Below are 22,278 nucleotides of genomic sequence, written 5' to 3'. Positions count from 1 at the left end.
CTTCCAATGCAAACGCTAAAATAAAGGCAACTGGAAGGATGTGCATAAAATTTGTCATCAATTTTACTTGTAGAAGATGATCTAGACATTAGCATGTTAGTAAAACGTTCTTTAACAAATGAGGGTTACCATGTCATGACGGTTTTTAATGGAGAAAGTGTTTTGGAAGCTCTCGAACAAAACCCCTTTGATCTGCTCATCCTTGATTTGATGCTGCCAAACATAAACGGATTAGACATTTTAGAAAAGGTGAGACAAACGAATAATATACCTATTTTAATTTTAAGTGCTAAAGACTCAGAGCGTGACAAAGTTTTAGGTTTGAATCTTGGTGCAGATGATTATCTTGCTAAACCGTTTAGAGTTGGAGAACTGTTAGCTAGAGTAAAGGCATTGTTAAGGCGCTTTCTATATTTAAATGAAGCTCATTCTTCACCAACAGATACTATACTACGCTATGGAAATATCGAACTTAACTGTGATCATCACACTTGTCAAGTTGCGGGAAAAAATGTCGAATTAACCGCCAAAGAATTTTTAATTTTCGAACTGCTTATGAAGCATCCTTTAAAGGTATTCAGTAAGTCACAAATATTTAATATTGTATGGGGACAAGACTACTATACAGATGACAATACTGTTACTGTCCATGTCAATCGATTAAGAAGCAAAATAGAAGCTAACCCCTCAAAACCTAAATATATTCAGACAGTATGGGGAATTGGCTACCGAATTGCAGGAGATAACAAACAATGATGTATATCATCTTGATTTTATGTTGCATCATCATCAGCCTTATCATTGATAAAATAAACATGAACCTGAAAATCAAACAATTAACTAAAAATGTGGAATTTGTCATGGATCAAGAGTTATTCTCCTTTGTTCAAGTAAAGTCATCTCATGTGTATTTGCAAGATCTCGCCATCACAATCAATCAATTTATTAACAAGTATAGACATTTAACCAAAGTCGTCTCTGAAATGGATGAAGAAAGACGGGATCTTATTGAAAATATTTCACATGATATTCGTACACCATTAACATCAATTATGGGGTTCCTAGAAGTCATGATGAATGAACACAATGACCTTTCCCACGAAGAAAAACAGAAATATCTTTCAATTGTTTATGAAAAATCTAGAAAATTGGGGATGATCTCAAGAGATTTTTTTGATTTTTCAAAGATAGAATCAAATGTACAGCCACTATCTGTTGATAAGATTCACTTGCCCAACTTTATTGAAAATACGATTTTGGAATTTTATTATAAGTTCGAGAAAAATGGGATAGAGCTGGATTATTCTTCACCGAAAACGGACATCATCGTACTCGCTAATAAACTATCTTTGGAGCGCATTATCAATAACTTACTGAACAATGCGTTGTTGTATGGAGCTAGCGGGAAAGTGATCGGAATCAATATAAAAGAACTAGAAGACAATGTCATGATAGAGATATGGGATAAAGGGGAAGGTATTTCTGAGAGCGATTTACCTCATATTTTTAAAAGATCGTATCAAGCAGATTCATCAAGAAATAACGGTGGGTCCGGCTTAGGTTTAACAATATGTAAGGAGCTTGTCGAAAGACAAGGCGGGCAAATGAAAGTAAGCAGTGTTCCATTTGAAAAGACAGCTTTTACATTTAGTATACCTAAGGTTTCAAAAGGAGAGGTTTAAGTGCAACCTGTTTTAGAAACAGAAGGTTTATCAAAAACATTTAAAAATAAGACTGTCATTAAAAACATAAATATGAAAATTGATAAAGGTGATGTTTATGGATTAATAGGTGAAAATGGTGCTGGAAAGTCCACTCTTCTTAGATTGATCTTAAATGATATTCGACCAACAGCAGGAAACATTCAACTCTTTGGTCATGTAGTCAGTACTAGAAAAAACAAAGATGTTTATAACAGAGTCGGTTCATTTTTAAATATTAAACATTTTTATGACAATTTAACCGTATTTGAGAATTTAGATATTCATCGTCGGTTGATGGGTTTCCCTTCTACTGAACGTATTCATGAAGTGTTAAGAAAGTTTCACGTGTTAGACCAAGCCTCCCAAGTGATCAGAAATTTATCATTTGGAACGAAAGCAAGAGTTGGTCTTGCCAGGGCATTCTTAAACTATCCTGAATTGATCATATTGGATGAGCCAATGATTGGTTTGGATCTTCAACTAACGAAAGAGTTGAAAAATGCAATCCGATCTACATCACAATACTATGAAAGTTCGCTATTAGTTGCCAGCAACACTTTAACAGATATTGAACAGTTTTGTAACAGAATCGGACTGTTACATAACGGAGAGATGATAGATCATTTAGATAAAGGTGAGATTCAGAAAAAAAGAAGCACATATATTTTGGTTAGAGTCAATCATGTGAGCAAAGCTGCATTTATTTTAGAAACACAATTACATATTGAGCATTATAAAGTGACTGGTGACAGGTGTATTCAAATATTTGATCAAAAGAAAACTACTTCTGAAATACTCAATGAGATGATGAAACATAGAATAGAAGTCCATGAAATAAAACGTGAAAAATGCTCTTTGGAAAGTCACTTTTTACAGAAAATAAAAGGGGAAAAATAGTGTCATGTATCATTTAGTATTAGTTGAAATTTTAAAATTAAAAAGAACTAAAATTTTTTCGCTTTTTATATTCATGAACATATTCACTCTCCTTTCGACTGCCTTTTATTTACTATCGCTATCCTCCACTAACTGGAGCAGAGTCATGTCTTATATCACCATTGCTATCAATTTATTTCCGGGTCCTTTTCTTTTTGGATATATGTCAAGTGTTATCTTGATAAGAGAATACAATGAAGAAAAAACAATCCTATATCATGCCTACCCTTATAAGTTAGCATCGTTTTATGTAAGTAAATTAATCACCGTTTTTATGATGATCATCTCAAGCTTGTTCTTTATCATCAGCGGGTTTTTATTGCTGTTTTTCTTTTTAGCAAATACTTCTTTTAAATCAGAATATTTCTTTCAGAGTTTTTCTTTAGGATTTCAAATGGTTTTATGTCAGATAAGCTTAGCTATGATCTCAATTACGTTTACACTAATGTTTAAAAGTTTTCTAGCCGGCTTATCTGTTGTCTTTGTCGGCCAATCATTAGCTATTATTCATTTAGTAGCAGATCTTCAATTCTTTAATCCTTATTTCACAAGTTTAATGATTGAAAAGCTTCATTCGCCATTTGAACTAATTAAGGTTTTCATTTTAGGCATCTTAGGAGCTTTTATCAGTTATTGGCTGTATGCAAGATTAGAAAAAAAATAGCTCTTTCATGATCGAAATATCTAAAAAATCCTTTATCAACATGATCAGGGGGAATTGCGAGACCCCACAGGAGCAAGGAACGAGCTCCGAGGAGGCTCGCGGAAAGCGAGCAAATTCTTGACTTTCAGGACAGCCCCTTTGATCTTTTGCAGATTCACATCTAAGCAAACATCGGATTCCCCTTCATACCTATCCACAACTCCGACTGTTCCAATACATATGCAATTCGTAACAGCCAATGCTCCTTTCCTTTTGGCGCTGTAAACTGAACACCGATTGGTAACCCGCTTTCAGTGATGTGGAGCGGAACACTCATTGCCGGCTGGCCAGTTAAATTGGCAAGCTGTGTGAATGGTGTATAGGTGAGACTTTTCAAAAACATCTCATAAATGAGTGACTGTTGTTCATCTTTTTCTATCCCACTGACCTTCATTAGCGTTTCGACTTCCTTTTGCGTCTGGGTTAGCTCACCAACTTTAGGAGCCGAGTAAGCTGTCGCAGGTGTCACATACAAATCAAATGTTTTATGAAAGTCTGCCATTTGTGCAGCTGCTGTATCCCAAGAAGCAAGACTGGCGGTAAATTCGGCAGCCGTCACTTTTTTACCGGCTTCATTCAACACCCATGTGACGATCTCAACGTCATGGATTGTGATCGGTCTCCCCAGTGATTGCTCCATTTGTAAGATCATTGCAGAAATTTCACCACTATTCATCAAATAATAGTTTTCAATTAAACGAAGACCGTCAACACCATTGGTTCGTTCCTCAATATGGTGTCCTTGTTCACTGAGCCACTCCACAGTTTTATGAACTGCAGCTTTCGCCTCATCACTGACAGGTGTACCAACAGGGGACTTTATAGAAAATGCAATGTTTAAATGACGCCCAGGCCCTTTTTTCATATCTTCAACATATTTTTCTGGGAATAATGGTGTTTGAAAAGCGGCTTCTGGTTGAATCGTCTGCAAAATATCGAGTAATGCCGCACTGTCTCTGACAGTTCGGGAAAGAACGAAATCAATCGCTGCTCCTTGCCACTGTCGACCGATTCCGGGGCCAACCGGTGTTCTACCACGAGTTGGCTTTAAGCCGAAAAGCCCTGTAAAAGAAGCGGGAATTCTAATAGACCCCCCACCATCACTCGCACCTGCAACTGGAACGATACCTGATGCGACAGCGGCTGCTGCCCCACCACTTGATCCGCCTGGCGAATGGGCAATATTCCAAGGATTTCGTGTCGCACCATACAAGTCCGGATCGGTAATATTTTTCAATCCGTATTCAGGCGTATTGGTTTGACCCATTAACAAAAACCCGGCATTTCGCAGTTTGGCAACAAAATTTGAATCTTGCTGTGTAATATGTGATTGAAGAAGTGTTGCCCCAGCTGTCAGCGGCTCCCCTTTTATCGCTTGAGAAATATCTTTCAAAAGAATCGGGATGCCAGCAAATGGCTGGTCTGCCAGATCAAGATGCCCAATTTCGTGTACTGCTTTCTCTCTTCTTGTCCGAATCACCGCATTTAACTGTGGATTGACTTCTTCTAAACGGGCAAAAGCAGCATCCAATAGCTCATATGCTGATACTTGACGATTCTTGATAAGTTTGGATAACGTCAACGCATCATTCGTCATATATTCAACTGTGTTCATTCATCACCCTCCTTAATCAATAGTCTATCAACTTGATTGTTCATGGTCACCTTATCAATTTCAATCACGCTACTGACCCGAACTGGTTATTTAGAACTACAAAATTTTAAACTGACATTAAGGTTGATAATCAGACAGGTCTTTAGAATCACATACTATCCACTCAATTTATGAAGATTAAAAAGTCTTTTATCCTTATTTAATGCTTTTTTTGAGTCCTATTCATCATTTTCAAATAACAAAACAAGGATAATTTTTCTATGAAAATGGATATATATTAATTCTAAAGTTTTAGTCTTTATTTACTACATTAACTCTATTATCTTGTCTAAACTTGCAATTTGTTGTCCGAAATTAGTATTTATCACCTATTTCATAATAATCAGTTAAACTATAAAATAGTGTTGTTGTTTCTTTTACTTAAGATACAACGATTAAAAAAGGTACACTGGACCTTTATTAAAATGTGTTTTTTGGCATAGTACTTATTTTCATTTACATAACAATGAAAAAATATATTGAAAAAGGAGAATGACATGAGAAGCAAAAAATTACTTTTAATCATGCTTTTGATGTTCACAGCTATTTTTGCAACTGCATGTGGCGGAAGTAAAGGTAGTGACAGTAAAAGTGCAAGTAAAGATGAAAAGACAGCAGAAGGTGAAAACGGTGCAAAAGTGGAAATAGTCAGCACCGAGTATGCACTTCCTGAGTATAAAATAGCAACAAACCTTGGGGAAAACGAACTCATCTTAAAAGTAAAAGTATCAGTTAAAAATACAAGCAAAGAACCTCTAGAAGTTAGTAATGATGATTTCAGCCTTTATCAAGGTAAATCCAAAGTTTCCGATGAGACATCTTATGATGACAGAATCGGCTATGAAAATCTAAACCCTGATAAATCAATTGAAGGTTCTCTTTATTATAAAGTTGACAAAGGCGAAAAATATCAACTCGAATATACACCTTCTCTGCGTGGTACTAAAAAAGGTAAAACATTAACATTCAATTTAGACGGAAATGATTTTATGGATTCTGCTAAGAAACTTCAAGAACCAGCACAAGCATTACAAGCTTACACAGATATTACACTATTCGGTCAAGATAATAGTGACTTCGAAACATTAACAGGTGAAAATAAAAGAAAAATTGTCACAGACTATCTTGAAGGCGCTCAAAAATCATTTACTCGAAGTTTCGATATCTATGAAAGTGATTCAATCAATAAAAAGAAACTCAATAAACTAATCAGTGCTGTCCAACAAACCTATAAGGAAAAATCTAAACTTCATTTAGAAACTGTAAGTATCAATAATACAGATAACGAGGCAACTGTTAAAGCAACGATTACACCTATTGATTCCTCAGGAGTTAAAGAGAGAGTACAGAAAAGAATAGAGGAATACGGGAAAAAAAGCGGAAAAGATTACATCTCTAGAGAAGATTTGATTAATCCTACAATTGATATATTAGCTGAAGAATTCAAACATGCAGAAACTGCCTCAACTGAAAAAACTATTGACGTTAAGATGAAAAAAACGAAAGATGGGAAATGGCAGCTTGACGTTAATGGCTACTCAGCAGAAGACTATTTCTCTAGTTTCTATGGAACAAACTAGAATAGGTACTGTTTAAAAGTACCTAAAAAAGGTGAACTGCCCCTGAGCGGTTCACCTTTTTTGTGGGATTGGATTGTCGACAGTCGTTTAGCATTCGTTCCCTTATATACAAATTGAATGAAGCCTATGGAAGCCAACGCCAGAGCGTTTGTTCTTTGATCACTCCGGAAAGGCGGCTAGTAGGTGTTCGGTGAGTGCCGTTGGCATGACCCAACTTGATTTGTGTGTGATACGTTGAACGTCCACCTCTTCATGTTTGTTTGGTCACTCACATTTAAGAAAAGCGAATTTTTGTATCTATTTTAATGTAGAAAAAGCTGTCTAAAAGGTCATTTACTTATGACCTTTCTAGAACAGCTCTTTTCAATGACAATAAAACAAGTACTGTCAGGCAATGAAACGTTCTTCCCATTGTGATCAGTAATCTCAACCTTTGGAGAAAGATGTTCTTCATAACCTTCTTGTACATAATGTTCAAACACAAGAATGTTGGCACAATCACCTAGTTCTTTTTCAATAGAAGCCCGAAATTCTGACGGGGTAAAAAAACCAAATTGCTCCTGTACTTCATGCGGGTACGCTTCTTCTCCCCAAGTATACGTATAAAGAAACTCCATTGCATCATTAATGTAAAGTGTCACCGCATCCTTTTCTATACCCAATACGTGAATTTTCCGCCCTTTAAAATCATGGAGATACCTTTTGAAGAAATCCATTCCACTTGAATCTTTAAAGTGAATTCGCCGTGTTTCCTGCTTATTTTCTGTCATGATTCCATCTCTGATCACGATTCTGCCATTTGGTTTCAGTACATCAAAAGCACTTTTTAATGCTTTAGCAATGACACGATCGTTAAATTTTCTACCCTCATAAGGAATATAAGAAAACATTTCATGCAGAATAGATGAAAACACAATGGTGTCAACACTTTCTTTGTCAATATATTCCGATAAGTCCAACGCATCTGCCTGCATAACTTCCCAGCGCTTACGCTCACGAACCTTTCTTTTTTGCAACTCTTCAATCACATTGACTGACAAATCAATCCCAATGACTTTTGCCTTCTGATGACGTTCTGTCAACAAATCTAGCATGACGCCTCCTCCGGCACCAATATCTAGCATTTTTTCTCCGACCGCATAATCCGCAATCTTTTTTTTATAATCTTCAGCACTGTTCATGTCAAATAAATAAGCCTGTTCATTTTGAAGGCGATCAAATGAATCTTTGCGAAAATCAAAAAAATCATACAGAAGAACAATTGCCCGTTCATATAATGGAGATTTTTCTGCTTCCTGACAGAACTCTATCAACTTTAACCCAGCCTTTGAAAAAGTAAAAGTGACACCGATGATTTCTAAAGCATGATCAAATGGCTGAATAGACAATGAAACATGTTCATTAACAGGTACATCTCCTTGAAGTAAGTCGGAAATGGACATCTCCTTCAAGCACGCTTCAATAATTCGTTTTTTATAAATATTCGTATGCCGCACACCCTGATAATCACGGTAAATATCTTTCATCAACGGTTCAAAACTAATCTGCCTAACCGATAAAAGATTGACAGAACGACGGATGAGCAAAAAGATTTTAACAAACTCCTCAAAGGTAAAAGACGAAAGTGCTGATTCAACATACCATAAATCTACCTTCTTAAAAAAATCCTGCAGCACCTTTTCTGCTTCATGTTCTTTTAGAAATTGTTGATAATAATTGATATCTTCTCCCATATAAAGCGCTTGTTGACGCAATCGTTTTAACCTTTCTGTAAATATCCATTCCTGATTGCGCTCTCTCTTCACAATTTGTGCAATCACCCGGTTAACATCTTCCTCAATCGATTGCCAAAGCTCTAAAGAAACAGCGGCAATGATACATTTGTTTAGCCAATAGAGGACTCGTTTCATATTGAGATTGATTCGTTTTGAACGCTCTAGCCAGTCAATCAATGGTGAAAATTGCTGATATTGCGTTTCTCCGCGGATATATTGTCCAACAAGACCGTGTGTCAAAATCAAGATATAGATGAGTTCTTCAACACTTGTTCGGTCAGATGTGATTTTATCATCATAAATTTGCGCGGAACCGATATTATGAATAGCGAGTTGAAACCCCTTATTATGCCACTCTGTTCGCTGATGCGGCAGGGCACATTTGGCTACTTCACTCCAGACAAGGACTTCTTCAATGATTTTTTGTTCATGATCAGGAATATCAGCTTTCTCTAAAATGTGCAGTGTTCTTTCAACATAGAGGAAAACGGGGTGACTCGGCATCTTTTTTAATGAAGGAACACGTTCCAAATTAACGTTTTGCTGTTTTGTTAAGTAAAGGTATTTTAACCATTCCGTTTGCCGTAAGACAGAGCGATCACCCTTTTTCAATTTCTCAATGATATTTAATGATTGTAAACGCATAACGTCTTCCCTCTTTTTTAAGTCCGCCTGCCCGACTCTTAAAGTCGGCAGACGATGATATATTTTTAACAAGGTAGCTGTTCAAGATATTGATCTAGTTCTTCTTTCAAGACAACTTCAATATCCTTAAAACGATTTGACACAGTTGAAGCACTCACACCGTATTTTTTCGCAAGCTTAGCTTGTGATACTGATTTTTCTGATTTGGAAACCGAATGGATAAAATACTCTAAAGCAGCAGCAAAAGCTTCAGCTTTTTTAATGATTGGCGATTTTTTAGTGCAGTACGATTGCCAAAGACCGATCGCCCAAGAAATAAATGCCTCTGAATGACCTTCAGTAAGCAATCCCTTTTCGATAACATGCGCTGTTTCTTTTTCCATCTCATTAGCCCATTCAATTTCTTGAGAAGATCCTTCTTTAGCATGACAGAGTTTCATTAAAAATTGCGGGAATTTTTCTTTCATGAACTGCTTTGTTTCTCCACTAAACGGTTTCAAAGCCCCTTCTATCTTTTTAATCAGCTTTTTAGGATAGATGGTAAATTGCAGGAAAAATTCTTTATGATCGCCAATTTTGATCGGAAAACCAAGAACATAATCACCGATAAATGGTCCTTCTCGCTTCATACTCATTTTCATGATGAGTGGTTCTTTAGAAATAGTATCTTCAAAATGCATCTCATGGTCTGCTATATCGATCACCCTTAATAAAGCTGGGACGAGATCTTTCCATGATTGAATAGCTTCTTTCGTTTGTGACCTAAGAATAGAGGAGTCGTTTTCTTTTAAATAATCTTCGAAAATCGTCAATCCTCCCTTTGCTAACGGCTGTGAAAAGACCCCCCATACGCCTAAGTTAAAAATCGATATTTTTTGTGCTGATTCCTCTAAATCTGCTAAAAAAGAATATTGATGTAGGAATTGATCAAGTGTCTCTTTATGTACTGTAAAAGCAAATTCCATGACATCTTTTTGCAGTTGCTTCAGCTCCCGCTCCACAACAATTTGTAAATTAGCATTTGTATGGCCACAGCACTTTTTATATTTTAGTCCACTACCACAAGGGCAAGGCATATTTCTCTTTACTTTTTTCACAATGAAACCTCCGTATACTAAACTATAACTTATTTATTCTATCAAAACTTTGAACGGGAGGAAAATCGGCAAGTCGTAAAATAGGGTGAATATCCTATTTTCAAAATGGTTATTAAGCTATAAGATGGATAATGTTATTTGAAAAATGGAAGGAAGAAATACACAATGAAGTTTGCAGGTTTTTGGATTCGCGTCGGCGCTTTTCTTGTCGATGTTGTATTAATTGTTATTTTAACTACTATTATTTTTGATTATAGTCTCTTCAGTGATACTGATGGAACCATCGTCTTATTGGTTTCTATCATTTCATACATCTTCCTTCTTCCCTTAACAAAGCTACAAGGTACGATAGGGAAAGTGGTTTTTGGACTTCGCATTGTTTCGGCTAAAAATGGACAACGAATTAAAGTTTGGCAGGCTGTAGTTAGAGGCTTTCTCTTTTTATTGATTCAGCTGTTCATTAGGCTTCTTTTTCTCGTAGTTGCTTTTCACACAAAAAAACAAGGCTTGCATGACCTTGCAGCCAAAACATACGTTATTAAAGTAAACCGAGGTAAAAAAGAAGTTATTTAGCTTTAAATGTAAAAAATTTCATTTTGATGGATGTGGGGTTTCGAAGAGCAGCTTAACACATACAGAAAGGGGCATCTTTTCACAATGCCCCTACTATCTATTTACTCTTCATTCCGCTCCGCAAAGACTGTCATGGCCTCAGACATAAATTTTGCTAAGCCCTCACCATATTGATCGATGTTCTTCGTAAAACGTTCATCATCAATATACATCTGTCCCAAACCTTTAAATGCTTCAAGCGTGTAGTGGTGTCCAGTTTCATGATTTAAAAACTGATACCATACCTTAATCGCCGACTGTGCCTGTTCTGAATCAGGTGCACACTGTCGAACTTCGGCAAGCTTTTCGTAAATCTCAGAAAATTGCTGTGCGAACGCTTTTTGTTCTTGTTTAGATTTAGCAGCCATTTTAGCTTTGGTTTTGTCAATGACGTCATCACCCCATCGATCACGGGCTTCCGCTTCGTACGGATCTTGACTGAAATCAAAACCGGCAAATTTTTCAGCATTTGTCATAGTAATTTCTCCTTTCATAGATTGAATCGTTTTGTCAATTGTCGTCATCATGAGATTGATTCGGTTCCGTTTTTCAAGCAGCATTTTTCGATGTAGCTGTAGTGCCTCATACCGGTTATAAGAAGGACTCTCGAGAATCGTTTTAATTTTTTTCAAAGGGAAGTCTAACTCTCTAAAAAATAAGATTTGCTGCAACTTTTCCAAATCGTCATTTGAATAAAGTCGATAACCAGACTCTGTCGTCTCAGCTGGTGTTAACAAGCCGATTTCATCATAATGATGCAGTGTGCGCACACTAATGCCGACTAAATCAGCAACTTCTTTAACTTTCATGATGTGTCCTCCCTTCCTTATTGACTATAAAGTATCACGTAACGGAAGAGTCAATACTTTTTTTAAAAAAAATAAGCAAGCTACAGCCTGCATTACTTTTTCTCAACAACTATGTTTAAGATGGTGTCAGATTTAACAACGAATCATCCAGCCAGATGCGGACTTGTAGATCTCGTACATTGCAAGAATTGTTTTTTGTGTTATCATAAATATAGGATTAAATTAAGTTTAACTTCTAAAATATTGCATAAAATAAAAAATACGACTCGACTGTTGCCAGCAGTCGAGTCCAATGTACAAAGCAGGCCAAAAGCGGCCAAAGCTCAATTGTATCATTTCTTTTGAAATAGACTACCCCTGTAACTTTCCAGGTCTCAAGGGTGGTCTATTTCTTTTTGAGGTATGTCAACAATGTCAGAATAAACACTCCAAACATAAACATCAAAGTTAAACACTGATAAGTTGACATAGTTCTCACCCCCTTTCGATCGGGAGTGAGCCAAAACTTTGTACATTGAATATTTTATCATACCACTCTTTATGACCAACCTTAATTTGTATTCTCCTTAGATCGTTTCCTATATAGTGAGGCTCTTGACACATTTGTGATTTCACAAATGTGTTTTACTGTCATATTTCCTTCAATGAAGAAAAACAACAATATAAACACTTGTTTACTAATGGTTCGAGTGTCTCTTTATGTATCTTAATAAAAACTTATGGAAGATATAGACTTTTCACCGCATAGGATTTCGGACGGAAAAGGAACAATATTTTATGGTTTATTGCGTGAGGAAGGGAAATAAAAAGCAACAGCTTGCATTCAATCTTTTTTTGTAAATGAGGATTGATTGTTATTAGTTTCCCCTGGACTGATCATCCAGAGATTTATGTTGTTTCTTTTTCATGGGTGAGAATGGAGCTGTTTCAACGTAATTCAGGGGGAATTGCGAGACTCCTGCAGGTACAACGAGCAAATTTCCCAATTTTTATTCATTCACACTACTTTCGACAACCCCGTTCTTATTTTTTGTTCGAGGAATCCGAAAATTATGAATGTCTCCAAATAACTACTTTTCCCTCATAGAAATATTCATTTTTATCCTGTCTTGCTCCTGAATTACAAACAGAAAGGGAACCGCCTTATTTCATTTCCATACATGTTTTTTTCACAACAAGCTGTAAGGTTTTGATGTTTGGCAAGCTTGATACCCTTCTGAGTTTACTCCTCTTCCATCTGGCTATTTAAACGCTGTCGATCAATGGTGACCATTTCATTGCGCTTGTTTCGCCTGTTACCTGATGTTTTGATAACTGGTTTTTATCGATTGAGTTCATCAATAGTTCTGTATAAAGTGAAAGTTTTGCCATGTCTCTCTAATCGTCATGGGAGCTCCTTTCATGGCTAAAAGTGAATTTTTATTTATCGTTCAAATTTTAACCCATTTCACCAACCGTATGTTTGATCATATTGATAATTGATCTTCAGTTGTGGTGATCTCCAGGTAGAACGGCTGTGAGCAAGTGAATAGTACCTGACATTCCAAATGGTTTTAACAGGTAAGCCCAGTTCCGCTTTCATATCACGGAACATTGTCCCCCCAGAAACTGTTGTGTGCCACACCCCTTCTTCTTGATTGAGTACTTCTCGATAGGTGTGACCAAGGCTTGGAGAGATCGTTCCCTCGGCTGAGACGCTTTTTACAATCGCTCCATCAGGAATGGTTGAAACATTTTTCAAGTTCGCTACAGCTAGCGGAGAAGCGACTCCTTTTCCTGGACTGGATATCGATGATGGTGACAGATTTGCGGTATAGTAACCGCTTTTAATCCTATCTATGAATTCCAATCTGTAAAATCCCCATCCAGCATATGTTCCATTTTTAGAAAGTACAGCCGCAATGTACCTTCCTGATTCAGGTACATCAAACCGAATTATTTCGTTTTGATTGCCTGTTCTTTCGGAAGAGGCTACGGCAGGGTAGTGATAGGAATCTTTGAATAAATAAAGATCATAATCTGTATTTGCCGGGATTTCCCTGAGATGAATAGCAAGTTGATCTCCTTTTGAGGCATAAAACTTATAGTAATCTTTATCACTTTCACTATGGATCGTTGCCGAAATCAATTTATATTTCCACAATCCTATATCATGAGCTAAAGCAAGGGAATCATTAGGTTCATACTCGTCTTCATGAACATTGGCCGCTACAGCTGAGTACTCAGGAACAGCTATCAATAAAACACTTAATATCAATAGACATAAACCTTTTTTCATTTGCACTTGCCTCCCATTTAAGTGATGACCACAAAAGGAACTCCCCCTTCTTTATATCGCATCAAAAATTCATTTTAAAGACAAAATTGAAAAAAGCTAGAAAAATCCACTGCATTTTAAACATTTTCTAAACATTTCACAACCTCAACCATCAAGAGACTCTTTTTGGCGAGGACTCCTACCAAAGAAATGAAAGGTCCCATAAAAAGCGGCTATTAATAGTAAAATGCCGCAAGCTACGTATACGAAACGAACCCCAACCACATCTGTTATCACACCGATCCCAATAATCGATAACATATAAATCAACTGAATGAGGGTAGACCTTGCCGCCATGATATCAGCCAACATATTCTCGTCTAGACAATTTTGAATAAAGGTTTCCTGACATAAATCACGCAAAACAAAAGCAGGTCCCATCAACAGCACAAAGATGAGTGCTACATAAGGGTTTGAAAGTAAACCATATATTACAGTAAAGACTCCATATGCAATCGCTCCTAAAAACATAGAAAAGAGTAAGTTCTTTTGTAGTCTATCGGAAACTTTAAAGATGATAAATCCGCCAATGATTGTTCCTAAATAATAAGCACCATTTATATATCCCCACCAAGCTTCTTCCTTATGTAAAACTTGACTGACATATGCTAACGAAACAGACGCCGTCCAAATCATACCTGCCCAAGATTCCACTAAATCCATGACCAGCAACACTTTAAGGTCTTGATGTTGAAATAAAGTTGACCAACCCTTTTTTAAACGATTAAAAGGGGATTCCATTGCAACTTGCTTCTGTTTGATTTGTAGAAAACACAAACAGGAAAGTGAAACGACGACTAAAGAAATCGTGATCCATAATGTAAAATCTTTTCCTAAAAAAGATAAGGTGATTCCTCCAAAAGCCCAGCCAATTAATTGAAACGTTTGATCGGTTACAGATATTAAGCCATTCGCTTTAACTCTTTGGTTTTCTACAACAACTGAGCGAATGATTGTGCTTTTTATAGGGGCAAACCACCCATTAAAAAACGAGATGATCGAAACGATGCAAAACATGAAAGCAATTGTCAGCATATCTGAATAGCTTTGACGAAATAACCACACTAAACATAATAAGAAAACAAGCTGTACACTTTGTGAAGCGATCAATAAAAATCGAAATGATCGACGGTTTGATAACAATGAAAGAGTTGCACTGCCTATCATTCGGAAAAGGAGACTAATTAAGGTGATTATAGAAGCTATCGCTGTAGAACTTGTCACACTATAAACATAGAGTGTGACAAGCATTGTGTAAAGCGCAAATCCTAAATTTGTAGTAGATTGACTCATTAAGATAACATAATATGACCGACTCAGATGCAATCCCCCCGTAATACATGCTTAACGATTTTGCCTAGTCTGTTTTTCGGAAGACTTTTAACAAATATGATGTCAGGTACTTTATAGTTTGCTAGCCGTTCTTTACAATAAGATATGATATCTTCCTTTCCCGGACGATATGTTTCGTTTACTACAACATATGCCCTTGGAGTCTCGCCATACACCTCATCTGGAACACCGATGACAGCAGACTCAATGACACCAGGCACTTGTTCAATAATGTCTTCGACTTGGTGAGGATAAATATTATCTCCGCCATAAACAATAATATCTTTATAGCGACCTGTTATATGCAAGAATCCTTCTTCATCAAGACAACCGGAGTCCCCCATATAAAACCACCCATCTTTCAACACTTTTTCTGTAGCATGTCGGTTTTGATAATATCCTGCAAAAACATACGGACTTTTAATGACGACTTCCCCCACTTCACCTGGCGGAAGCTCCTCATGTGTCCTTGGATCTTTGATCTTGACACTGACACGCGGAATCGGTTTTCCGGCTGAATGGACTTTGTCCCAGCCCATGTCAGGTCTCCATGAGCTAACTGTCCATGCTTCAGTACTGCCGTATCCTTGAACCATCATCACTCCATAATCTTTAAATTCCTTGAACAAACGCGTCGGAACCTTTGTCCCGCCGGAAATAAAAGCGCTAATTGATGACAGGTTAAACGGCCGTTTTTTCATTTCTTCCAACATGTATGTGTAAACAGATGGAAACGCCATCATCATATGAATCTGTTTTTTCTCAATTTCTTGTAAAATCTCAACTGGTTTAGGTTCCCATAAAAAATGCAGTGTAACTCCCCCAAAGGCACCTTGAAGAATATGATTAAGTGAGCTCATATGATATAAAGGATGACACGCTAAAAACCGGGTACCCCTATGTTGCTTTCCATTGATACGTAGATCCGTTAAATAGGTAGCCAAACTACCATGATTCACCATACAGCCTTTTGGATTCCCGGTCGTCCCTGATGTGAATAACAATAATGCCAAATCATCTTCTGCCACCTGCTCTATGGTTAGCTGAGATGGTCGCTTCATAAAAATATCTTCAAACTCTTCTGTTGTATTCATTCCAATTCCAGCTTCAATCATAAGTGACGACTGAAGGTATTGACCGAGCGGTGAAAAAACAGGAGCAAATTCTCTGTCATAAAAGATGGCACTTGGCTGACTATTTTTCAAAATTCCCTCTACTTCATAAGTAGTCAGCTGCCAGCTTAATGGAACAACGACCGCACCGATTTTCAATGCCCCAAGTAAAATAACCGGGAAATGATGATTGTTTTTACACAATATCGCAATACAATCTCCCTTTTGAACACCTTTCTCTAGCAAAAACTGAGCCAATTTGTTGACCCGATCATGATACTCCATAAACGACAATGTTCTGTCCCCGCCAGACAATGCTTCCAATTCAGCTGATTTTTCCATATGATAGTAGATAAAGTGCTGAAGTGTACTCAACATTTCTCATCTCCAAATTTAATCATTTTTCACAAAAACAGTTAATACTCTTTCATTTTAATGCATGATCTATCAACTGTAAAACTTTTCATATTCTACTCGAATACATATAAAGGAAGTGTATTTGTATGAAACCTGACAAAAAGACGAAGCTAAGCGCCCCACGACTCCCTGAAAACTTCATTCCGATTCAGTTTGATGAGAAAATCAATGCTGAAAAACACTACTTCAATGGTGTCATTCAAGATATTTCAATTGTTGATCAAATATTTGAACAGCTTGAATTCGAAAAAATGGTTTTTAAAAAATCAGTGTTTCAAAATGTCTCCTTTCGTGACCTACAATTGACAGATGTTGTTTTTGATTCGTGTGATTTATCAAATGTTGACTTCAGCGGTGCGATTATCCATCGAACAGAGCTGCACAATTGTAAACTAATAGGAGCAAATCTTTCAGAGGCAACTTTTCGAAATGTTTTATTTGATCAATGTTTAGCCAAATATGGCTCATTCGGCTTTGCAAACTTTAAACAAGTTTGTTTTCAAGATTGCTCACTCGAAAATGCCGATTTTTACGAAATCAAACACAAACAATTGGATTTTAGCAAGTGTAATCTCAATGAGGCAAATTTCTCAGGAACTGAATTAAATAAGCTTGATTTAAGAAGCTGTACATTTGATCATATCACTGTTTCTCTAGATAAGCTGAACGGTTGTATCGTCTCTTCTGAACAAGCTGTCGGATTTGCTAAATCGCTTGGGCTTATTGTTCCAGAAGAAGAATAAAAAAAAGCTTGTCGATCAAACCTTTAAACGGCTTTGTCGACAAGCACATATTAATTACTCCTCATGCTTTCGCTTTGTCATCCTCTCAATCACCTGATGAAGCCCTTCAGGCTTATAAAACTCGACAGGTGAACTTCCTTTTTCAAACGAAATGGTCTCAGCCTCAATTAGTGCCACATAGCGACCATTCACCTTGGCGAGATGAATCGTATCTCCAAATTCAGCTAAAGGTCCTTTAATCTCTGTTTCACCTAGTTTCATTTTCAGTTCAGCCTCTGGAACATGTTCAATCATTTGTGCAGCAGCTTCGATCACCTGATGTGTGTCAAGGCGTTCTTGAATGTCGCGCTTTTCACTAGCTTCCCAAATTTCTAGATCATGTTCAAACTGCTGGCGCTCCTCACTTGTGTCTGATAATGCTTCATATACATGCTCCTGTACCATATTCATCACTTGTGTTTTCATGATTTGCGGCATTGATTCACCATATTCAACAAACTTTAAGAAATCTTCAAAATAACGCGCGTGTGAAGACTGATGAATTTTGACTTCGCTTTCTTCTGTCATGCCTTCTTCAGGCATGTATGGATATTGAATTGATTTCATATTTTTCGTAGTAATCGCCATTTCAACCTTCTGGATTAATGAAGCTTCATCTGCAATCGAAGCGACTTTCGGTTCGAAATCGCATTTCATCACAAAGACAAATGCATCATCGAAGTACTTGCGCGGTACTGCGGAAGCCACTAAAAATACCCCGCCTCTGACAGCACTCGTATCAAGGTATGTACGGACAAACTGTTCACTCAGTTCAATGAAGTCTTCTTTTGTTGTCGCTTCTTTTGTCCGATGAAACAAATTGTAATTCGGATTGGAGTCTAGGTCATGTCCAGGTTCAGTAATAAAGCGGCCGATTTTCGTTGGCACCTGTTCTGATTTAGGATGCCGTTCTGCTTTCCGTTTAACAATTTTTTTGAGTTCGCCATCTAAAAAATCTTTCAGTTCACTATGTTCAAACTCTGTTGTATCAAGCGTCTGAAAATGTTTAAACTGTTTGTTTGCCTGTTCATCTTTGCCATCTACTTGGATGACGTAAAAAGAAATAAACCGAATCTCAAAATCCATCTTCTGTTCACCCTGTTTCCTCATTGTTCAGTTCTTCAAGTATAGGGAAATGCTAATCTTTCGTCAATTTCAGAAACAGAGGAAGATTACAGCAATAGTGGAAGTCATAGGAGCTTTATCTATGCGGATATATGACCTCTTCAATCCGCTCACTAATTGAGCTCAAAAGGTGCATGAATGAAAATCGGGGCATTTGCCCCGATTCCCGCGGGCAATTCGTGAGCCGCCTCGGAGCTCGTTCACTGCTCCTCTGGGGTCTCGCAATTCCCCTGTAATAAGTCTCTTGTCCAATTTCAGTTATGAAAGTACATCTTTTTTTTCTATCTGTCTGACAGTCAAATATGATAATACGATTCCGACAGCTGCCAAAGATAGGGGAATATAAATGATCGAAGACAAAGAAAATACTGGGTTTGTAGAGCTGATCAGCATCACAATGATGACTGAGGAAATGATCGTTGCCGAAATGGACTGTTTACGCATACCAAAATAGATTGGTACTAAACTGGTTCCGGCAGCACCGAATGCAAAAATTACAATTTTTAGAACCTGATCATAAACGATATCGGCTGTGATTTCTCCTTGAACAACAGGAAAGAACGAATTTAGCATAAAGAAAATAGTGGCAATGAAGACATTTGATATCAAAATAGTGACAAATGTCAATATGCCGACGATTAATAGCTTAGCAGCCATTATTTTTTTGCGATTCACCGGGTATGTAAACAACACAAGTATTGTTTTATTTTTAAACTCAGAAATGACTAATCTTGAAAGCAATACTGCACCAAAAATGATAAAAACTGCTCTAACGAAGGTGCCGATGACAAGAAATGTTTCATCAATACTGCGGAATGCATCTTCGACTTCTGCTTTTTCTGAATAGCCGATCATCCATAGAAGACCGATAATGATTAAGTTTGCAATGATAACTCCACGTACATACCCGCCCAGCTTTAATTTTTTAATTTCTATTCTAATCAAATTTACCATAAGGTTTCAGCCTCCTTTACAAACTGATGGTATCGCCGTTAATTAATCTGAAAAAATAGTCCTCAAGTGACGTAAACTGTTTATTTATCAATTCAATTTCTACATCATTCAATACCAATGCTTTTGTTATAGCTGTTTGAGAGGCATCAGCATCATAAATTCGGATTGTTTTATCATTTAATATTTTAAAATTAGTCATGTGAAGCTCGTTTTCAAGCACAAAGCAAGCCTTTAGTTGATTTGTGGTTACAAGCTCAATATATTCTGTGTTCTGTTCCCTGACGTTTTCCATTGATACTTCCTTAATAAGCTTGCCGTCCTTTATGACTCCGATTGTATTCGCAACTTGTTCGATCTCGCTTAGGATGTGGCTGGAAATCAGCAATGTCATTCCATACTCTTTGCTAAGCACTTGAAATAAGTTCCTGATCTCTTTGATTCCAACAGGATCAAGACCGTTTGTCGGTTCATCTAATACCAGCAAATCAGGCTTAGTGAGAATCGCTCGTGCAATTCCAAGGCGTTGCTTCATACCAAGCGAAAACGTTTTGACTGGCTTGCTGTCAATATTTTTTAAATTGACCATGTCCAGCACTTCTTGAATCTTCGCTTTATTGTGATATCCCATATACTCGCAGTGAAGATTTAAATTTTCTAAAGCTGTCAGATTTTCGTAAAAAATCGGGTACTCAATCATACTTCCAATATGGCCGAGAATTTTATATGATGTATTTGTCAGCTTATGCCCAAGAATATTGATTTCACCGCTTGTCGGTTTTATGAGACCCATTAGCATTTTCATGATGGTCGTTTTCCCAGCTCCGTTCGGGCCAAGAAAACCGTAGATTTCCCCTTTTCGTATATGCATGCATACATTGGAGACAACTTCTTTTCCTTGGAATGTTTTGGTCAGCCCGTTTAATTGTACGATGTAAGTCAATACCATTTCTCCTTTCCTGTCTCTTGTTTACGAATCTATTTTAGCGGTTGATACTATCTTTTTTATGTCTAGTTTCTTAAGAAAATCTTACGTTTTACTAGTAAGTTGTCCGTTTTAATTTGATAGAAAAAGCTGTCCGTTCATATGCCTTGCTTTTGAGAGAGATTTTCCCTCCCATTTTCTCAACGAGTCTTTTTGTAATCGTTAAGCCAAGTCCGCTTCCTTGGAACGCTTTATTTCTTGATTCCTCAAGGGTGTAAAGTCTTTCAAATACCCTTTGTTGATCATGCTCACTGATCCCTTTCCCACGATCCCATACGGTGATCACGATATACCGTTCTCCATATGATAGCGACAATCCAATGAGCTGACCATCTGCACCATACCGAACCGCATTTGATAAAAGATTTTGAAGAACTCTGTTCAACGCTTCTTCATTCCCATGCACATACAACGGTCTGTCAGGAATATCAATGACCACTTGATAACCTTTTGTCTGAATCACATCATAGTATTGTAAAATATTTTTTTTACATACTTCATTAATATGTATTTTACTGATTGGGATTTGTTTATCATCTGACTCTAGCTTAGCCAAATCAAAAAATGAATTCATCAAGTGAATAATTTCACATGTTTTTTGATGGAGCTTTTCCAGAAGCCTTGCCTGCTCCTTATTCTTCAAATCTGCTTCACTTTGGATCGCCTCGATATAGCCAAGAACAACAGTAAGCGGTGTTTTTATATCATGAGACATATTCGTCAGCATTCGTTTCATTGATTGCTCTGTTCTTACAAATCTGGCCGAGATATGTTGATGATCCTCAGCCAAAAGATTGATTTGCACGAGCAAAGCTCGCAATACTTTATCATCCGTTCCCAGTAAAATTTGATCCGCTGAATGTCCTTCTAGCCTCGTTTTTAGCTTTTCTGATATATACCTTAAGCTGTCGTCCCGTTTCTTTTTCATGTTATATTGAATCAAATTGAAAGACGCTAAAATGATGATGATACCAATCCATACCATTGTCATTCTAAAATTCTCCCCATTTATAACCGATGCCCCAAAGTGTTTTAATATACTGTGGAGAAGAAGGGTCATCTTCTATCTTTTCTCTAAGACGCCGCATATGGACGTTAATAATATTTTGGTCGTCAAAGTAGTCTTCATTCCACACCGACCGATAAATTTGTTCTTTTGTAAATACCTTTTTTGGGTTTGTTGCAAACAACTTAAGCAACTGCCATTCCGTTGACGTCAACTGAAGTGGTTTCCCAATTTTAAGTACTGATACATTTTCTATATCAATAGTGAGATCATGAACTTGTAATACCTTTTCCTCAGCCGGTTCACTGCTCGAATATTGTGTTGCCCGCCGAATTGCAGCTTTTACTCTCGCTGTCAGCTCGATCATCGAAAACGGTTTGGCAATATAATCATCCGCACCGAATCCTAATCCTAACGCTTTTTCTACATCACCATCTTTTGCAGAAATAATTAAAACTGGGATATTGCTCTGTTCACGGATTAATTTTAGAAAATCAATCCCGTTCAGCTTTGGTAGCATGAGATCCAGCAAGATCAAATCATAAGAATTATGCTGAAAGAGCCGAATCCCCTCTTCTCCGTCAAAAGCAAGTTCGACCTGAAAATCTTCTTTTGTTAAATAATGATGAATCACTTCGCTGATCGAATGGTCATCTTCAACTAATAATATGCGCTGCATTTCGTCACCCAACTTTATAAAATAAAAACTACTAATCATTGCATTTATTATAATTTAA

General features: G+C 37.1%; 21 protein-coding genes and 1 pseudogene. 7 read left to right on the top strand and 15 right to left on the bottom strand.

From position 1 onward, the window contains the following. Positions 1-51: 51 nt before the first annotated feature. From HOO54_RS04025 to HOO54_RS04010, 4 genes are read left to right on the top strand one after another with little or no spacing between them, the layout of a single operon-like run. Complete coding sequence (locus HOO54_RS04025; RefSeq protein WP_216664707.1) at positions 52-756, top strand: response regulator transcription factor; 705 nt, start codon at positions 52-54, stop codon at positions 754-756. Further along, positions 753-1,682: a sensor histidine kinase gene (locus tag HOO54_RS04020; RefSeq protein ID WP_172292797.1), complete on the top strand. Its 930-nt coding sequence runs from the start codon at positions 753-755 to the stop codon at positions 1,680-1,682. The genes HOO54_RS04025 and HOO54_RS04020 overlap by 4 nt, the downstream gene beginning before the upstream one ends. Next, the gene (locus HOO54_RS04015; protein ID WP_172292795.1) at positions 1,683-2,600 is read left to right on the top strand and encodes an ABC transporter ATP-binding protein; all 918 of its coding nucleotides are present in this window, start codon (positions 1,683-1,685) and stop codon (positions 2,598-2,600) included. A 4-nt stretch (positions 2,601-2,604) separates the two neighbouring features. After that, positions 2,605-3,303 (top strand): ABC transporter permease, encoded by a 699-nt coding sequence (locus HOO54_RS04010; RefSeq protein WP_172292793.1) that lies wholly within the window; start codon positions 2,605-2,607, stop codon positions 3,301-3,303. Positions 3,304-3,463: 160 nt separating this feature from the next. Here the strand turns inward: HOO54_RS04010 and HOO54_RS04005 are convergent, their stop codons facing one another. Further along, on the bottom strand, positions 3,464-4,957 hold the full coding sequence (locus tag HOO54_RS04005; RefSeq protein WP_172292791.1) for an amidase: 1,494 nt from the start codon (positions 4,955-4,957) through the stop codon (positions 3,464-3,466). A 536-nt stretch (positions 4,958-5,493) separates the two neighbouring features. On the opposite strand from HOO54_RS04005, the gene HOO54_RS04000 reads away from it, so the two are divergent. After that, positions 5,494-6,576 (top strand): DUF5105 domain-containing protein, encoded by a 1,083-nt coding sequence (locus HOO54_RS04000; protein ID WP_172292789.1) that lies wholly within the window; start codon positions 5,494-5,496, stop codon positions 6,574-6,576. 329 nt (positions 6,577-6,905) lie between these two features. Here the strand turns inward: HOO54_RS04000 and HOO54_RS03995 are convergent, their stop codons facing one another. After that, on the bottom strand, positions 6,906-8,996 hold the full coding sequence (locus tag HOO54_RS03995) for a class I SAM-dependent methyltransferase (RefSeq protein WP_172292787.1): 2,091 nt from the start codon (positions 8,994-8,996) through the stop codon (positions 6,906-6,908). Between the two features lie 65 nt (positions 8,997-9,061). Beyond that, positions 9,062-10,093: a YecA family protein gene (locus HOO54_RS03990; protein WP_172292785.1), complete on the bottom strand. Its 1,032-nt coding sequence runs from the start codon at positions 10,091-10,093 to the stop codon at positions 9,062-9,064. A 165-nt stretch (positions 10,094-10,258) separates the two neighbouring features. On the opposite strand from HOO54_RS03990, the gene HOO54_RS03985 reads away from it, so the two are divergent. Next, positions 10,259-10,666, top strand: coding sequence for an RDD family protein (locus tag HOO54_RS03985; protein WP_172292783.1), 408 nt, complete (start codon positions 10,259-10,261; stop codon positions 10,664-10,666). 101 nt (positions 10,667-10,767) lie between these two features. On the opposite strand, the gene HOO54_RS03980 is transcribed toward HOO54_RS03985, so the two are convergent. From HOO54_RS03980 to HOO54_RS03960, 7 genes and pseudogenes are all read right to left on the bottom strand, one after another. After that, positions 10,768-11,514, bottom strand: coding sequence for a MerR family transcriptional regulator (locus tag HOO54_RS03980; RefSeq protein ID WP_172292781.1), 747 nt, complete (start codon positions 11,512-11,514; stop codon positions 10,768-10,770). Positions 11,515-11,899: 385 nt separating this feature from the next. Beyond that, positions 11,900-11,983 (bottom strand): putative holin-like toxin, encoded by an 84-nt coding sequence (locus HOO54_RS25090; protein WP_375335819.1) that lies wholly within the window; start codon positions 11,981-11,983, stop codon positions 11,900-11,902. An 81-nt stretch (positions 11,984-12,064) separates the two neighbouring features. Then, positions 12,065-12,157 (bottom strand): annotated as a pseudogene (locus tag HOO54_RS03975) (helix-turn-helix domain-containing protein); the annotation flags it as partial. Positions 12,158-12,759: 602 nt separating this feature from the next. Then, positions 12,760-12,885: a hypothetical protein gene (locus HOO54_RS24660; protein ID WP_301539270.1), complete on the bottom strand. Its 126-nt coding sequence runs from the start codon at positions 12,883-12,885 to the stop codon at positions 12,760-12,762. Between the two features lie 76 nt (positions 12,886-12,961). After that, positions 12,962-13,792, bottom strand: a complete 831-nt coding sequence (locus tag HOO54_RS03970) for a PPC domain-containing protein (protein WP_172292779.1) — start codon at positions 13,790-13,792, stop codon at positions 12,962-12,964. A 144-nt stretch (positions 13,793-13,936) separates the two neighbouring features. Beyond that, the gene (locus HOO54_RS03965) at positions 13,937-15,151 is read right to left on the bottom strand and encodes an MFS transporter (protein ID WP_172299318.1); all 1,215 of its coding nucleotides are present in this window, start codon (positions 15,149-15,151) and stop codon (positions 13,937-13,939) included. Further along, on the bottom strand, positions 15,148-16,650 hold the full coding sequence (locus HOO54_RS03960; RefSeq protein ID WP_172299316.1) for a class I adenylate-forming enzyme family protein: 1,503 nt from the start codon (positions 16,648-16,650) through the stop codon (positions 15,148-15,150). The genes HOO54_RS03965 and HOO54_RS03960 overlap by 4 nt, the downstream gene beginning before the upstream one ends. Before the next feature lie 128 nt (positions 16,651-16,778). Here HOO54_RS03960 and HOO54_RS03955 point away from each other — a divergent pair, with 128 nt between their 5' ends. Beyond that, positions 16,779-17,435 carry a pentapeptide repeat-containing protein gene (locus tag HOO54_RS03955; RefSeq protein ID WP_172292777.1) on the top strand — a complete coding sequence of 219 codons (657 nt, stop codon included), beginning with the start codon at positions 16,779-16,781 and terminating at the stop codon, positions 17,433-17,435. 54 nt (positions 17,436-17,489) lie between these two features. Here the strand turns inward: HOO54_RS03955 and HOO54_RS03950 are convergent, their stop codons facing one another. From HOO54_RS03950 to HOO54_RS03930, 5 genes are all read right to left on the bottom strand, one after another. Beyond that, positions 17,490-18,560 carry a DUF3900 domain-containing protein gene (locus tag HOO54_RS03950; protein WP_172292775.1) on the bottom strand — a complete coding sequence of 357 codons (1,071 nt, stop codon included), beginning with the start codon at positions 18,558-18,560 and terminating at the stop codon, positions 17,490-17,492. A 297-nt stretch (positions 18,561-18,857) separates the two neighbouring features. Next, a complete protein-coding gene (locus HOO54_RS03945; protein WP_172292773.1) occupies positions 18,858-19,553 on the bottom strand; it encodes an ABC transporter permease in 696 nt (231 codons plus the stop codon). 16 nt (positions 19,554-19,569) lie between these two features. Beyond that, on the bottom strand, positions 19,570-20,493 hold the full coding sequence (locus HOO54_RS03940; protein ID WP_172292771.1) for an ABC transporter ATP-binding protein: 924 nt from the start codon (positions 20,491-20,493) through the stop codon (positions 19,570-19,572). A gap of 97 nt (positions 20,494-20,590) precedes the next feature. Next, a complete protein-coding gene (locus HOO54_RS03935; protein WP_172292769.1) occupies positions 20,591-21,526 on the bottom strand; it encodes a sensor histidine kinase in 936 nt (311 codons plus the stop codon). A gap of 1 nt (position 21,527) precedes the next feature. After that, positions 21,528-22,220, bottom strand: coding sequence for a response regulator transcription factor (locus HOO54_RS03930; RefSeq protein WP_172292767.1), 693 nt, complete (start codon positions 22,218-22,220; stop codon positions 21,528-21,530). Positions 22,221-22,278 lie beyond the last annotated feature (58 nt).

Origin of the sequence: Bacillus sp. WMMC1349 (assembly GCF_013155385.1) — a bacterium.
Lineage (GTDB): Bacteria > Bacillota > Bacilli > Bacillales > Bacillaceae > Bacillus.
The sequence above is the reverse complement of the archived record's forward strand: the minus strand, read 5'-3'. Positions and strand labels throughout refer to the sequence as shown.

Coding starts and splice junctions, on each gene's coding strand:
- HOO54_RS03950 (WP_172292775.1), bottom strand. CDS start 18,560: ATGGATTTTGAGATTCGGTTTATTTCTTTTTACGTCATCCAAGTAGAT.
- HOO54_RS03955 (WP_172292777.1), top strand. CDS start 16,779: ATGAAACCTGACAAAAAGACGAAGCTAAGCGCCCCACGACTCCCTGAA.
- HOO54_RS03995 (WP_172292787.1), bottom strand. CDS start 8,996: ATGCGTTTACAATCATTAAATATCATTGAGAAATTGAAAAAGGGTGAT.
- HOO54_RS04010 (WP_172292793.1), top strand. CDS start 2,605: ATGTATCATTTAGTATTAGTTGAAATTTTAAAATTAAAAAGAACTAAA.
- HOO54_RS25090 (WP_375335819.1), bottom strand. CDS start 11,983: ATGTCAACTTATCAGTGTTTAACTTTGATGTTTATGTTTGGAGTGTTT.
- HOO54_RS03945 (WP_172292773.1), bottom strand. CDS start 19,553: ATGGTAAATTTGATTAGAATAGAAATTAAAAAATTAAAGCTGGGCGGG.
- HOO54_RS03930 (WP_172292767.1), bottom strand. CDS start 22,220: ATGCAGCGCATATTATTAGTTGAAGATGACCATTCGATCAGCGAAGTG.
- HOO54_RS04005 (WP_172292791.1), bottom strand. CDS start 4,957: ATGAACACAGTTGAATATATGACGAATGATGCGTTGACGTTATCCAAA.
- HOO54_RS03935 (WP_172292769.1), bottom strand. CDS start 21,526: ATGACAATGGTATGGATTGGTATCATCATCATTTTAGCGTCTTTCAAT.
- HOO54_RS03970 (WP_172292779.1), bottom strand. CDS start 13,792: ATGAAAAAAGGTTTATGTCTATTGATATTAAGTGTTTTATTGATAGCT.
- HOO54_RS03980 (WP_172292781.1), bottom strand. CDS start 11,514: ATGAAAGTTAAAGAAGTTGCTGATTTAGTCGGCATTAGTGTGCGCACA.
- HOO54_RS24660 (WP_301539270.1), bottom strand. CDS start 12,885: ATGGCAAAACTTTCACTTTATACAGAACTATTGATGAACTCAATCGAT.
- HOO54_RS04020 (WP_172292797.1), top strand. CDS start 753: ATGATGTATATCATCTTGATTTTATGTTGCATCATCATCAGCCTTATC.
- HOO54_RS03985 (WP_172292783.1), top strand. CDS start 10,259: ATGAAGTTTGCAGGTTTTTGGATTCGCGTCGGCGCTTTTCTTGTCGAT.
- HOO54_RS04000 (WP_172292789.1), top strand. CDS start 5,494: ATGAGAAGCAAAAAATTACTTTTAATCATGCTTTTGATGTTCACAGCT.